Genomic DNA, 12785 nt, shown 5'->3' with positions numbered 1-12785 from the left:
AGTCGGTCGCGATCAAGAGAACTTATCGATGAAATTATCACGCCGGTTTCCGCTGAATGCACTTCGGGTCTTCGAGGCCGTCGCGCGCCTGGAAAACTTCACCCGCGCCGCGGAAGAACTCGGCATGACCCAGACGGCGGTGACCTACCAGATCAAGCTCTTGGAGGATTTTCTCGGCGACACAGTTTTCCTGCGCCGTCCACGGGCGCTGAAACTCACCGAAACGGGTGAAAAGCTGCTTCCGAAGGTGGCGGAGGCTTTCACGCTGCTGACCGAAGCGGTGCAATCGACGCGGAACGGCATTGAGGAAACGTTGGAAATCCACTCGCCGCCCACATTCGCGGCCCAATGGCTCTCGCCGCGCCTCGGGACCTTCCAGGCCGAATATCCGCAGATCGCGGTGCGCCTGTTGCGCCAGATGGACGTCGGCGGACAGCAGCGCACATGGCCCGACATCACCATCCACATCGGCGCGGAACCGCTGGAGGGGCTGGTCTGCCATCCGCTTCTGCGACTGGACTATTCGCCGATGCTGGCGCCGCATCTCGCCGAGACCGTCGGCGGCATCACGCAGCTGACGGACCTTCTGAAGCTGCCCTGGATTTCCAATACGAGGGGTTGGTGGCGCGAATGGTTCGACGCCGCCGGCATCGACCCCAGCACGATCCGGCATACGGGTCTCAACGCACTTGGCGCGCTCGACCTTGAAGCCAAGGCCGCGATTGCCGGCGACGGCGTCGCGATGCTGAGCCCGTTTTTCTTCCGGGACGACCTGGCATCGGGGCGGCTCGTCCAGCCCTTCGACCTCTGCCTCGGCGACGGCCAAGCCTACTGGCTCGGTTATCAGCCGGCACGGCGGAACACCTCCAAGATCAAGGCATTCACGGCATGGATCCAGTCGGCCCTTGCCCATGACCTCGCGACCATAGGCAAAAACCTGACCGGGGCGGTCGCTTAAAGGCCGGGCAAGCTGATCGTCGGGCAAGCCGCCCGCGGCCGCTGCACGCTTCAAAGGTTCCGCTGCGAATAGAGAAGCCGTGCTGCACGGAACGCGCCCTCGTCCTGCGGCCCGCGCTTGTCGCGGCCATCGAGCAGGCCGAGGTCCCGTTGCCAGGATTGCGGCATTTCTTCCAGATCGAGGGTGTTGCGGCGGACTGCCAGACGGCGGCCGATCGCGGCGGCAATGCCGAGCTTCGGGAGAAACTGCTCGAACGGCCGGTTGAGGATTGAAAACATCTCTTGCCTCCAACGGGGATACCCCGTTTTCATTTGATCGATATGGAGGTAATTTGCGCCGGAAAATCTCGGTAATCCAATCGAATTACCGTCTGCATGGATCAAGAGACCTTATCTATGAAGATGTCGAAACAGTTTCCGCTGAATGCGCTTCGGGTGTTCGAAGCTGCCGCCCGCTTGATGAGTTTCACCCGGGCCGGCGAGGAACTCGGGCTCACCCAGACGGCGGTGAGCTACCAGATCAAGCTTCTGGAGGACACGCTCAGTGAACAGCTTTTCCTGCGCCGGCCGCGGCAGGTCTCGCTGACGGAAGCAGGGGAGCGGCTGGCGCCGAGGATCACCGAGGCTTTCGCGATCATGGGCGATGCGCTCACCACCCTGCACGACGCATCGGAGGGCACGCTGATCATCCATTCGACGGCGACCTTCGCCTCGCGCTGGCTGGCGCGCCATCTGGGCACCTTCCAGCTCGAAAACCCGGGCGTTGCCGTCAGGCTGGAGACATCGCAGGAGATGATCGATTTTTCGCGGGCACAGGCCGACATTGCGATCCGCAGCGGCAAGGGTGAATGGCCGGGCCTGCGCGGGCATTTTCTGATGCGCAATCATTTCACACCGATGCTGAGCCCGGATTTCGCCGCCACGATCGGCGGCGTGAAGACGCCCGAGGACATCCTGAAGCTCAGGATCATCGATCCGGGTGATCCCTGGTGGCCGGTCTGGTTTGCCGCAGCCGGCCTGCCGGATGTCGATCTCACCGGCCGGCCGGTGAGCAGGTACGGGGCGCAGGCCTTCGAGGCCGCCGCCGCGATCGCCGGCCAGGGGGTCGGGATCCTGCAGCCGGAATTTTATGCCGACGATATCGCACTCGGACGGCTGGTCCAGCCTTTCGACATTCTCGGCTATGACGGCAGCGACTATTGGCTCGTCTACCCGGAAGCCCGCAGGAACTCCAAGAAAATCCGCGCCTTCCGCGACTTCATGCGGAAAACCATGCCGACATTCCGGGACTAGGGTCGGGACCCTGCAGTCGGTTTTCTATCCGCCGCTTTGCTGGACGGAAAACCGGCTGGACATGTTACTTCTGGCCGCTGACGGCCTCTAATAGCTCATATCCGGCGCGTAGAAGCAGCGCAGCGTATCTTCGGTCGGATAGAGGCAGAGATGATATTCCTCGTCCTGGCTTCTCCTCGCCTGGCTCTGCGGCAACCTGAAATCATGCGGGCGCGTGATCAGCCGATGATCGCCCGGACCCAGGATGATCTCGTAGCCGCCGTCGATGATCTTGACGTTCTTGGTCGAGATCATCTGGCAATCGCCGGTATGGTTGTCGCCATTGCAACAGAAGCCGTCATATTTCCAGGTCACGCCGGTCGCGCTGTGTGCCTCGTGGGCACTGGCCGAACCGATCTGGATGCAGGACGCGTACGCAATCATCACACCTGTCAGAATACCACGCATGAGCTTAGTCTCCGTTGATGAATGCCCCCATCACCGGCTCGAACCGCACGCATTACCAAGCTTTCGCCGGCTGACTTGCAACTGTCACAATACGTGAGTCGATCTGACCAATTAACCCTTACTTATCGCGATGCACAATTAAGAACACTCTACTATTGCCAATCATGGGGATCGCGCGAAAGGAACTCGAAGCTGCCAGCCCCGGTTCCGTTGCGGAACAAAAAGTGTTCCCGGCAGCGCCCCCTTCCCTTGGCCGGGTTTTTTCCCCAAAGTGACGAGTCGGGGGGCAAAAAGGGGAAGTCTGAATGTATGAATATGCCGTCGCCTGGGAATGGCTGAGTTTCGCCGCCCGCTGGTTCCATGTCATCACGGCGATCGCCTGGATCGGCTCGTCGTTCTATTTCATCGCGCTCGATCTGGGACTGACGAAGCGCCCAAACATGCCCGCCGGCGTCTATGGCGAGGAATGGCAGGTACATGGCGGCGGCTTCTACCACGTCCAGAAATACCTGGTGGCGCCGGCACAGATGCCCGAGCACCTGACCTGGTTCAAATACGAGAGCTATTTCACCTGGATTTCCGGCTTCCTGATGCTCTGCATCGTCTATTACGGCGGCGCCGACCTGTTCCTGATCGACCGCACGGTGATGGATCTCGCGCCCTGGCAGGCGATCGGCCTGTCGCTCGCATCGCTGTCTGTCGGCTGGATCATCTACGACCTGCTCTGCAAGTCGCCGCTGGGGAAAAACACCTGGGGGCTGATGGGCCTGCTCTTCCTGGTGCTGATCCTCATGGCCTGGGGCTATACGCAGGTATTCTCCGGCCGCGCCGCCTTCCTGCATCTCGGTGCGTTTACCGCGACGATCATGTCGGCCAACGTCTTTTTCATCATCATTCCCAACCAGAAGATCGTCGTTGCCGACCTGATCGCGGGGCGCACGCCGGACCCGAAATACGGCGCCATCGCCAAGCAGCGCTCGCTGCACAACAACTACCTGACGCTGCCCGTCATCTTCTTCATGCTGTCGAACCACTATCCGCTGGCATTCGCGACCCATTTCAACTGGGTGATCGCCGCACTGGTCTTCCTGATGGGCGTGACGATAAGGCACTGGTTCAACACCACCCATGCCCGCAAGGGCAAGCCGACCTGGACCTGGCTGGTGACGGTGCTGCTCTTCATCGTCATCATGTGGCTCTCGACCGTTCCGAAGGTGCTGACCGGCGAGACCGAGACCTCGATGACCCCGGTCGCCCAGCAATTCGCCGCCAACGCCCATTTCGGCGCAGCAAGGGACGTGGTGCAGGCGCGCTGTTCCATGTGTCATGCGGCGGAACCTGTTTACGAGGGTGTCAGTTTCACCCCTAAATCCGTCAAGCTGGAAACGGACGCAGAGATTGCCGCCCACGCGCGGGAGATCTATATCCAGGCGGGCCGCAGTCATGCCATGCCGCCCGGCAATGTCACCGCCATCTCGCCGGAAGAACGACGGCTGCTGGTGGCCTGGTACGAAAGCACGATATCCCAATGACCCAGATGCTGATCCGCGGACGGCTGCTTTCCTTCAAGCGCGCTCCGCACTCCCTGACCGACACGGACAGTTACGCCTATGAAAGCGACGGTGCGCTGCTGATCGACGAGGGCAAGATCTCGGTTGCCGGCAGCTACGGAACGGTGAAGGCGATCGCGCCCGAGGGCATCGAGGAAATCGACCACCGCCCACATCTGATCCTGCCCGGATTCATCGACATGCACCTGCATTTTCCGCAGATGCAGGTGATCGCCTCCTATGCCGCCAACCTGCTCGAGTGGCTGAACACCTACACCTTTCCGGAGGAATGCCGGTTCGTCGAAAGCGAGCACGCGGCGCGCATCGCCACATATTTCTATGACGAGCTGCTGCGCCACGGCACCACGACGGCGGTCGCTTATTGCTCCGTCCACAAGACCTCGGCCGACGCCTTCTTTGCCGAAGCGCTGAAGCGCGGCATGTGCATGGTCGGCGGCAAGGTGATGATGGACCGCAACGCGCCGCAGGGCCTGCTCGACACGCCGCAGATGGGTTATGACGAAACGAGAGCCGTGATTGCCGACTGGCACGGCAAGGGCCGCTGCCACGTCGCCATCACGCCGCGCTTCGCGATCACCTCGACGCCCGCCCAGATGAAGGCCGCGCAGGCGCTGGCGCTGGAATTTCCCGACCTGCATATCCAGACGCATCTCTCCGAAAACCACGAGGAGATCCGCTACACGGGCGAACTCTATCCGGACGCCAGGGACTATACCGACATCTACGCCCATTACGGCCTTCTCGGGCCCAAGACCCTGCTCGGCCACGCGATCCATCTCTCCGACCGCGAAGCCGACGTGTTGTCCGAGGCCGGCGCCGTCGCCGTCCACTGCCCGACCTCCAACCTCTTCCTCGGCTCCGGCCTGCTCCCGATGAAATCGCTGATGCGGCGGCAAAAGCCGGTCAGGGTGGCGGTCGCGACCGACATCGGCGGCGGCTCGAGCTATTCGATGCTGCGCACCATGGACGAGGCCTACAAGATCCAGCAGCTCCTCGGCGAGCGCCTGAACCCGCTCGAAAGTTTTTACCTGATGACAAGGGGCAATGCCGAGGCGCTTTCGATGGCGGCACATATCGGCACGCTGGAGCCCGGCACCGATGCCGACCTCGTGGTGCTGAACGGCGCCTCGACGCCCGCCATGCGGCTGCGGATGGAAACGGTGAAGACGCTGGCCGAGGAACTCTTCCTGCTCCAGACCATGGGCGACGACCGCGCCGTGGTCGAGACCTATGTGGCGGGCAGGGCGATGAAGGGCGAGCTGGATCGACCCGCCGTCTGAGGGCATTGCAACCTTCTCGGCCGGGTCAGCGCTTTCTGGCGGCCTTGTAAACTTCGGAGCGCTCGCGCCTGCCGACGGCGACGACCACTACCGTGATCCTCTCGTCCTCGACGCGATAGACCAGCCGATATCCGGGCGACCGCAGTTTGATCTTGTAGTGATCGGCCATGCCATGCAAGGCATCGGCCGGTACGCGCGGATGTGTGAGCCTTTCCGCTAGCTTCTTCTTGAATTGCTCCCGGAGCGTCGCGCCGAGCCTGTCCCATTCCTTGCGGGCGGAGGGTAGAAACTCCAGCCTAAAGGTCATCGAGGCTGACCGGCACGCCCTTTTCCGTCGTCCGCGCCTTTGCGATTTCGGCAAGCGCCTGATCGTCAAGGGCATCGATCATGGCCTCATAGGTGCTGGCGGGCACCATATAGGCCATGATCCGGTTGTGATTGAGGATAGCGACCGCAGCCCCGGAAGCACCCTCTACGATGGCCGTCGGGTTCTTCTTCAGATCGGAGACACTGACGGCGACTTCTGCTTCGACGCGCTGCATAATTCTATCTTTCCCGCCAGTGAATTTGACCTGCTTCAAGTACGAATTTCAGCATCAAATATCATACCTCTCCAGCCAAATCTATGAGGACCAAGCCGACCACTTGTCCGCCGCCGCCTCGACGTCCAGGCTTCTGAAGGGAGTGGCGAGCAGGTGAGCGAGGCGTCTGGCATCGCTGCCCGACGAATGCCTGGACGCACCGCGGGAAACCCGATCATTTTCGGTGACCAGAGCCGAAAATTTATGCTAGTTCCTTGCCCGTCTTGTCTCCCCGCCTTCGAAAGCAATTCGACTGATGTCCAAACCGCTGACCATCGCCGATCTCAAAAACCTTGCCCGCCGTCGCGTGCCAAAGATGTTCTTCGACTATGCCGACAGCGGCGCCTGGACCGAGGGGACCTACAGGGCGAACGAGGAAGACTTCTCCAAGATCAAGCTGCGTCAGCGCGTACTGGTCGACATGACCAACCGCACGCTTGAAACCACGATGATCGGCGAAAAAGCGGCTATGCCCGTGGCGCTGGCGCCGACCGGCATGACCGGCATGCAGCATGCCGACGGTGAAATGCTGGCCGCAAAGGCGGCAGAAGAATTCGGCGTGCCTTTCACGCTGTCGACCATGAGCATCTGCTCGATCGAGGACGTCGCCTCGGTAACCACCAAACCCTTCTGGTTCCAGCTCTACGTGATGAAGGACCGCGGCTTCGTCGAACGGCTGATCGGCCGCGCCAAGGCGGCGAAATGCTCGGCGCTCGTCGTCACCGCCGACCTGCAGATCCTCGGCCAGCGCCACAAGGACCTGCGCAACGGCCTCGCCGCTCCGCCGAAGCCGACGCTCAACGCCGCCCTGCAGCTCGTGACGCGCCCGAGATGGTGCCTGGAAATGCTGGGGACCAAGCGCCGCGGTTTCGGCAATATCGTCGGCCATGCGAGCAATGTTTCGGACCTCTCCTCGCTCGGCGCCTGGACGGCGGAACAGTTCGACCCGCGGCTTTCCTGGGACGATATCCGCTGGATCAAGGACCTCTGGGGCGGCAAGATGATCATCAAGGGAATCCTCGACGAAGAGGACGCGCGCGCCGCCGCCGACACCGGCGCGGATGCGATCATCGTCTCCAACCACGGCGGCCGCCAGCTTGACGGCGCCCCCTCCTCGATCAGCATGCTGCCGAGGATCGTCGAAGCGGTCGGCGACCGGATCGAAGTGCATCTGGATGGCGGCATCCGCTCCGGCCAGGACGTGCTGAAGGCGGTGGCGCTCGGCGCCCGCGGAACCTATATCGGCCGGCCCTTCCTCTACGGCCTCGGCGCCATGGGCAAGGAAGGCGTCACCACGACACTCGAGATCATCCGCAAGGAACTCGACATCACCATGGCGCTGTGCGGCAAGCGCGATGTCCAAGATATCGACCGCAACATCCTCGCCAACATGCCGTTCTGACGACTGCCGAGAGTGGTCGGTGCTGCGATCAGCACCAGCCGCCCTTGCCGGCGCCCGGTCGCCTGGCCAGGCCCTCGTTGACAAGGACATCGGCGAGCGAGCGGCCGTTGCGCGTCACTTCGCGCAGCTTGTGGCCTTCGATCTCGTCCTCGTTGCCTTGCCAGGTGACGAGTTCGAACGGGCCGGAATCCAGGAAGGCGCGCACCCGCAGCTCCGCATCGCTAGCCTTGATCCGCTCCGCCTCGCAGCGCGGCTTCTTGATGTCGGGCACCTCGATGCCGACCAGCCGGATCTTCTGGCCGTGGAACACGAAACGGTCCGCGGCCACGACGCAGTCGTCCTGCTTGGCCGAACCGCACAGATAGAATTTCGCCTGATAGGCGCCGGCGAGGCTCTCGCTGCTCCTTGGCTGTTCGGCGGCCTTCTGCATTTCCTCGATGACCGGCTTGCCGATAGGCGCAGGCGGGATGATCGCGGCGGTGTGGCTCTGATCGGGAGCAGCCGCCGGCTTCGGCGCCATTGGGCGGTGCGACGGCCCGGAACTTGCCTGTACGGGCTTTGCGGGCACCGGTTTTGCGGCAACCTGGACCTGGCTGCCGGACGTCAGGCCTTTGACGAAACGCCGGGCCTCCGCGGAATTCTCATAAAGCGCGATACCGCCGGCCACCAGCGCCAGCGCCCCGAGCCAGGGCCAGAGCGAGGAACCGGAGCCCGACGACCGCTTCGGCGAACTCTTGCGCCGAGAACCGGATTTGCCGCGCGTTTGAGCCATGACGATCTCTCCTGTCGAATCGGAAAGAAGTATCGGGGGGAAGGATTGCCGAAAGGTTTCCGCTCCTTCAGGCAAGGATTGATATTGTGTATGAGTGTGTATAAATTCAGCCGATGAAAAGCGCCGAGGTCATCGCGCTGTTGCGCCGGGATGGTTGGATGGAGGTTGCCCAGAAGGGCAGTCATGTTCAGTTCAAACATCCGCAAAAACCGGGCCGTGTGACCGTGCCCCATCCGAAGCGCGATATTCCGCTCGGCACATTGCGCAGTATCGAGAAACAAGCTGGACTGAAGCTGAGGTGATCATGAGCAACTATATCGGCCTGATCCATAGGGACGCGGAGAGCGACTACGGCGTCTCCTTCCCGGATTTTCCGGGTGTGGTCACCGCCGGCGCGACGCTCGACGAGGCGCGCCATATGGCGGAGGAGGCGCTTGCCCTTCACGTCGAAGGCATGGTCGAGGATGGCGAAACGATCCCGGAACCGTCGAGCCTTGAAAGCGTGATGGCAGATCCGGACAATCGCGACGGTGTGGCGATCCTCGTGACGCTGAAAAGCCAGACAGCCAAGGCCGTCCGCATCAATATCACGCTGCCGGAAGACGTGCTGGAACGGATCGACCGTTTCGCGGCGGATCATGGCCTGTCGCGATCGGGTTTCCTGGCCCGTGCAGCAAGCCACGAGATCGAACGCAGCACCGGCTGAAAACCTACCCCGCCCGGCCGGTCGCCAGCGCCACCGCCCAGTCGGCGCGGCCGTTTTCGGCGGCGAGGCGCGACATCGCCAGGTGATCGTAGGACACGTTGCAGAATTGCGGTGTCCAGCCGGCGGAGGTCTTTTCCAGGATCGCGTAGGACGCCATGGTGTGGCCCGTTTCCACCTTGTGGAAATGCGGCGTATCGTCGTCATAGGCCGGGCAGCCGACGCTGCCGGGATTGACGATCAGCCGGCCATCGGACAGTTGCACCGCCCGCGGAATATGGCTGTGGCCGCAGAGGATCAGCGGCTGCTCGATGCCATCAGCCAGCGCCTCGATCTCCTCCAGCGGCTTCAGGAAGACATGGCCTTCGCTCGATACCTGCTCCAGCCAATAAACGCTGTCCGACTGCGGCGTGGCGTGGCAAAGATAGGCCTCGTCCCGATAAACGGCGCTGAACGGCAGCTTGCGCAGCCATTGCAGATGGCGCGGCGCCAATTGCGAAAAGGCGTGCACTTCCCATGACGGCATGGCGTCAGCCGGGTTTTCGATCAGGTACCGATCATGATTGCCGCGCACCGTCAGCGTCGCCATCGTATCGAGAAGGAGCAGCAGGTCCGCAGTGCGCCCGGCCTCAAGCGGGCCGCTCAGGCAATCGCCGAGATTGACGATTTCGGTAATGCCCTGTGCGTGAATATCGGCAAGCACCGCTTCGAGCGCTACGCAATTCCCGTGGATGTCGGCGATCGCGGCAAAACGCATCAGCTCCCCCGATAGGTGGAATAACCGTAGGGCGAGAGCAGCAGCGGCACATGATAGTGCGCCGTCGTGTCGGAAATGCCGAAACGGATCGGGATCACGTCGAGAAAGGCCGGCTCGGCAAGTGCGACGCCGCGGGCTCGAAGGTAGGCGCCGGCGTGGAAAACCAGTTCGTATTCGCCGGCAAGAAAGGTCTCGCCAACCAGAATCGGCCCGCCATCGACGCGGCCGTCGCTGTTGGTGACGATGGTCTTCAGCCTCTCGCGAGTCTCGCCGTTCAGCCGGTAGAGATCGATCGAAAGCCCCTCCGCAGGCGTACCGCTGGCGGTGTCGAGGACATGGGTGGTGAGACCCGTCATAGGCTTGGCTCCGCGATGAGATACGGGGTCTCGAAGAACGCTTCCTCATAATTTGCGGATGTGTTGTCGCGATCGACGACCAGGAAATCGCTGACGACGCCGATCGCCATCAGGGGATGATGCCACGAATTGGGGAAATAATTGACGCCCTGATGCGGTTGCACGAGAAAGACCTGCGGCTTGCCCGGCCGTCCGCCTTCGTCATCCGAAACGGCAATCAGGAACGGCTGGCCGGAGATCGGCGAAAAGCTCTGGCTGGCGAAAGGATGCCGCTCCATCATGGTGATCGCGTAGGGGAACTGCCGCGGCTTGCTGCGGAAGATACTGAAGATCAGCCGCTCCGGCTCGCCGATCACCACAGGCTCGGCGAGCGCATGATAACGCTCGGTCGTGCCGTCGTTGATCAGCCGCATGGTCGCCGGATCGGCCTCGATGACATCACCAAAGAGCGCGAAGGCTTCCTTTGTGAGGGGCAGGATTTCCAGATATTCGGTCACGTCATTCGCCTTCGATCATTCGGCTTCGTTATTCGCCCTGGGCACGCCAGTTGCGCAGGGAGTCGAGCTGGGACAGAAGCTGCGGCAGCGAGGTTGTCACCGTCTCCAGAACGATGGGAAGCTCCAGCTCGTAATAGTCATGGACGACGAAATTGCGCATGCCCTTCATTTTCGACCACGGAATTTCCGGATGATCGACGGGGAAGTCGGGATGATGCGTCATGATCCTCGCGGCACTCTCGCCGATCAGGATCAACGCCATGCCAACCGCCATCTGCGTGCGAATGTCGCCGAGAAACCTCTCCTGCTCCATCCCCGCCACGAAGTCGCAGGCTTGAAGTGCTGCGGAATGCATCTGGTCGAGATATTCCCTCAGGCGGTCAGCACTCATATGGGAGCCGCTTCCGACAGTATCCGGTCGCGCATCGAGTTGCGGATGCCCCCGGACGTGACGAGATCGACCTTGACCTGAAGCAGCGTTTCGAGCGTGTCCTGCAGCCCGCCGAGATCGAACAGGGTGGTGCCGGGGAGCGCATCGACAAGAATGTCGATATCGCTGTCCGGTCCGTCCTCGCCGCGCGCAACGGAGCCGAAGACACGCGGGTTCGCCGCGTTGAAGCGTGTTGCCGCTTCGCGTATAGCCTCCCGGTTCTTCTCCAGCACTTCCGACGGTCTCATGGCGGCGTCACTCCTGATATCGCCAATATAAGCGACGGAAGGGATCGGGGAAAGAAGCGTCCAAGACCTCAATGTCCCGGAAGCAGCGATTGCAGACGCAGGAGCGCGATCTTTTCCACCTGGGCGGTGGCGGTATCGAATTCCTCTTCGGCCGTGTTGTGGATGCGCTTCTCGAAGGCGGCCAGAATGTCGTCCTTGGTGAGCCCCTTGACCGCGATGATGAAGGGGAAGCCGAATTTTTCCATGTAGGCGGCGTTGAGCTCTGTGAAGCGGGCGTGTTCCTCGGCGCTCAACCGATCGAGCCCCGCGCCTTCCTGTTCCTTCTTGCTGTCCTCGGTCAGTTCGCCGGCGATCGCCAGCTTGCCCGCAAGGTCGGGATGGGCGCGCAGCACGCCGAGGCGTTCCTCGCGGCTTGCCCGCCGGAAGATCGAGGTGAGCGCGTCATGCACGCTCTTGGACGTCAGCGGCACCAGCATCAGGCCGGCGTCGTAGGCGCGTTCGGCGATGAAGGGCGAATGCTCGAACACGCCGCCGAACATCTGGATGAAATCGCCGCGGGCGGTCATAGGGCGCCAGCCGGCTTGTGATGCTCATGCCAGTGCCTGGCGATCTCGATGCGCTGCGGGATCCAGACCTTGTCGTGGCTGAGCACATATTCGATGAAACGCTTCAACGCGGCGGCGCGGCCGGGCCGCCCGACGAGGCGGCAATGGAGGCCGACCGACATCATCTTCGGCACGCCTTCCCTGCCCTCCTGATAAAGCACGTCGAAGGCGTCCTTCAGGTAGGTGAAGAACTGGTCGCCGGTGTTGAACCCCTGCGGCGTCGCAAACCGCATGTCGTTGGTCTCCAGCGTATAGGGGATGATTAGGAACGGTTGCCGGTCAAGACCGGGTACCCAATAGGGCAGATCGTCCGCATAACTGTCGGAGGAATAGAGAAAACCGCCCTCTTCCATGACCAGTTTCAGCGTGTTGTCGGAGGGCTTGCCCTGGTACATGCCGTAGGGCCGCTCGCCGACGAGTTCGGTATGCAGGCGCACGGCTTCGAGGATGTGTTCGCGCTCCTTTGCCTCCGGGAAATCCTTGTATTCCAGCCAGCGGTAGCCGTGGCTGGCGACTTCCCAGCCGGCTTCCTTCATGGCGGCGACCGCTTCCGGGTTGCGGGCCATGGCGAGCGTCACGCCGTAGACGGTGGTCTGCACCTTGAGTTCGGTAAACATCCGAAACAGCCGCCAGAAGCCTGCACGCGAGCCGTATTCGTAGATCGATTCCATGTTGAGGTTGCGCTGGCCTGGCCAGGGGGCAGCGCCGACGATTTCCGACAGCAGGTTTTCCGAGGCCGGATCGCCGTCCATGATCGAGCTCTCGCCACCCTCCTCATAATTGATCACGAACTGGACCGCGACATGGGCGCCGCCCGGCCATTTCGGATCAGGGGTGGAACGGCCGTAGCCGACGAGTTCGCGCGGATAGTCTTTTGCCTGCATGG

General features: G+C 62.1%; 19 protein-coding genes. 7 read left to right on the top strand and 12 right to left on the bottom strand.

Annotated elements, in window-relative coordinates:
* Positions 1 to 28: 28 nt before the first annotated feature.
* Entirely contained in the window at positions 29 to 958 is a 930-nt protein-coding gene (locus C5J24_RS01035) for a LysR substrate-binding domain-containing protein (protein WP_105414926.1), read from the top strand.
* A gap of 50 nt (positions 959 to 1008) precedes the next feature.
* Here the strand turns inward: C5J24_RS01035 and C5J24_RS01030 are convergent, their stop codons facing one another.
* Positions 1009 to 1236 (bottom strand): hypothetical protein, encoded by a 228-nt coding sequence (locus C5J24_RS01030; RefSeq protein ID WP_105414924.1) that lies wholly within the window; start codon positions 1234 to 1236, stop codon positions 1009 to 1011.
* Between the two features lie 96 nt (positions 1237 to 1332).
* Between C5J24_RS01030 and C5J24_RS01025 the strand changes: the two genes are divergently transcribed.
* Complete coding sequence (locus C5J24_RS01025) at positions 1333 to 2250, top strand: LysR substrate-binding domain-containing protein (RefSeq protein ID WP_105414922.1); 918 nt, start codon at positions 1333 to 1335, stop codon at positions 2248 to 2250.
* Positions 2251 to 2337: 87 nt separating this feature from the next.
* On the opposite strand, the gene C5J24_RS01020 is transcribed toward C5J24_RS01025, so the two are convergent.
* Positions 2338 to 2697 carry a hypothetical protein gene (locus tag C5J24_RS01020; protein WP_105414920.1) on the bottom strand — a complete coding sequence of 120 codons (360 nt, stop codon included), beginning with the start codon at positions 2695 to 2697 and terminating at the stop codon, positions 2338 to 2340.
* Positions 2698 to 3002: 305 nt separating this feature from the next.
* On the opposite strand from C5J24_RS01020, the gene puuD reads away from it, so the two are divergent.
* On the top strand, positions 3003 to 4229 hold the full coding sequence (gene puuD, locus C5J24_RS01015; RefSeq protein ID WP_105414918.1) for a urate hydroxylase PuuD: 1227 nt from the start codon (positions 3003 to 3005) through the stop codon (positions 4227 to 4229).
* Positions 4226 to 5548, top strand: a complete 1323-nt coding sequence (gene guaD, locus C5J24_RS01010) for a guanine deaminase (protein WP_105414916.1) — start codon at positions 4226 to 4228, stop codon at positions 5546 to 5548. The genes puuD and guaD overlap by 4 nt, the downstream gene beginning before the upstream one ends.
* Positions 5549 to 5573: 25 nt before the next feature.
* Here guaD and C5J24_RS01005 read toward each other — a convergent pair whose 3' ends face one another.
* A complete protein-coding gene (locus C5J24_RS01005) occupies positions 5574 to 5855 on the bottom strand; it encodes a type II toxin-antitoxin system RelE/ParE family toxin (RefSeq protein ID WP_105414914.1) in 282 nt (93 codons plus the stop codon).
* Positions 5845 to 6090, bottom strand: coding sequence for a type II toxin-antitoxin system Phd/YefM family antitoxin (locus C5J24_RS01000; protein ID WP_105414912.1), 246 nt, complete (start codon positions 6088 to 6090; stop codon positions 5845 to 5847). The genes C5J24_RS01005 and C5J24_RS01000 overlap by 11 nt, the downstream gene beginning before the upstream one ends.
* Before the next feature lie 295 nt (positions 6091 to 6385).
* Between C5J24_RS01000 and C5J24_RS00995 the strand changes: the two genes are divergently transcribed.
* Entirely contained in the window at positions 6386 to 7531 is a 1146-nt protein-coding gene (locus tag C5J24_RS00995; protein WP_105414910.1) for an alpha-hydroxy acid oxidase, read from the top strand.
* Positions 7532 to 7559: 28 nt separating this feature from the next.
* On the opposite strand, the gene C5J24_RS00990 is transcribed toward C5J24_RS00995, so the two are convergent.
* The gene (locus C5J24_RS00990) at positions 7560 to 8303 is read right to left on the bottom strand and encodes a hypothetical protein (RefSeq protein ID WP_105414908.1); all 744 of its coding nucleotides are present in this window, start codon (positions 8301 to 8303) and stop codon (positions 7560 to 7562) included.
* A gap of 113 nt (positions 8304 to 8416) precedes the next feature.
* Between C5J24_RS00990 and C5J24_RS00985 the strand changes: the two genes are divergently transcribed.
* Together C5J24_RS00985 and C5J24_RS00980 are read left to right on the top strand one after the other, a co-directional pair.
* The gene (locus C5J24_RS00985; RefSeq protein ID WP_105400397.1) at positions 8417 to 8605 is read left to right on the top strand and encodes a type II toxin-antitoxin system HicA family toxin; all 189 of its coding nucleotides are present in this window, start codon (positions 8417 to 8419) and stop codon (positions 8603 to 8605) included.
* A 2-nt stretch (positions 8606 to 8607) separates the two neighbouring features.
* Positions 8608 to 9009 carry a type II toxin-antitoxin system HicB family antitoxin gene (locus C5J24_RS00980; RefSeq protein WP_105414906.1) on the top strand — a complete coding sequence of 134 codons (402 nt, stop codon included), beginning with the start codon at positions 8608 to 8610 and terminating at the stop codon, positions 9007 to 9009.
* A 4-nt stretch (positions 9010 to 9013) separates the two neighbouring features.
* On the opposite strand, the gene C5J24_RS00975 is transcribed toward C5J24_RS00980, so the two are convergent.
* From C5J24_RS00975 to puuE, 7 genes are all read right to left on the bottom strand, one after another.
* Positions 9014 to 9763, bottom strand: a complete 750-nt coding sequence (locus C5J24_RS00975) for a metallophosphoesterase (RefSeq protein WP_105414904.1) — start codon at positions 9761 to 9763, stop codon at positions 9014 to 9016.
* On the bottom strand, positions 9763 to 10119 hold the full coding sequence (gene uraH / locus C5J24_RS00970; protein ID WP_105400395.1) for a hydroxyisourate hydrolase: 357 nt from the start codon (positions 10117 to 10119) through the stop codon (positions 9763 to 9765). The genes C5J24_RS00975 and uraH overlap by 1 nt, the downstream gene beginning before the upstream one ends.
* Positions 10116 to 10616 (bottom strand): ureidoglycolate lyase, encoded by a 501-nt coding sequence (locus C5J24_RS00965; RefSeq protein WP_105414902.1) that lies wholly within the window; start codon positions 10614 to 10616, stop codon positions 10116 to 10118. Before C5J24_RS00965 ends, uraH begins: the two co-directional genes overlap by 4 nt.
* 28 nt (positions 10617 to 10644) lie before the next feature.
* Positions 10645 to 11007, bottom strand: a complete 363-nt coding sequence (locus tag C5J24_RS00960) for a DUF86 domain-containing protein (protein WP_105414900.1) — start codon at positions 11005 to 11007, stop codon at positions 10645 to 10647.
* Complete coding sequence (locus C5J24_RS00955; protein ID WP_046635257.1) at positions 11004 to 11294, bottom strand: nucleotidyltransferase family protein; 291 nt, start codon at positions 11292 to 11294, stop codon at positions 11004 to 11006. Before C5J24_RS00955 ends, C5J24_RS00960 begins: the two co-directional genes overlap by 4 nt.
* A gap of 68 nt (positions 11295 to 11362) precedes the next feature.
* On the bottom strand, positions 11363 to 11860 hold the full coding sequence (gene uraD / locus C5J24_RS00950; RefSeq protein ID WP_105414898.1) for a 2-oxo-4-hydroxy-4-carboxy-5-ureidoimidazoline decarboxylase: 498 nt from the start codon (positions 11858 to 11860) through the stop codon (positions 11363 to 11365).
* Positions 11857 to 12783 (bottom strand): allantoinase PuuE, encoded by a 927-nt coding sequence (gene puuE / locus C5J24_RS00945; protein WP_105414896.1) that lies wholly within the window; start codon positions 12781 to 12783, stop codon positions 11857 to 11859. The genes uraD and puuE overlap by 4 nt, the downstream gene beginning before the upstream one ends.
* Between the last annotated feature and the right edge of the window lie 2 nt (positions 12784 to 12785).

Source organism: Neorhizobium sp. T25_27 (assembly GCF_002968565.1).
Taxonomy (GTDB): Bacteria; Pseudomonadota; Alphaproteobacteria; order Rhizobiales; family Rhizobiaceae; genus Neorhizobium; species Neorhizobium tomejilense.
This window is presented reverse-complemented; position numbering and strand designations above follow the sequence as displayed.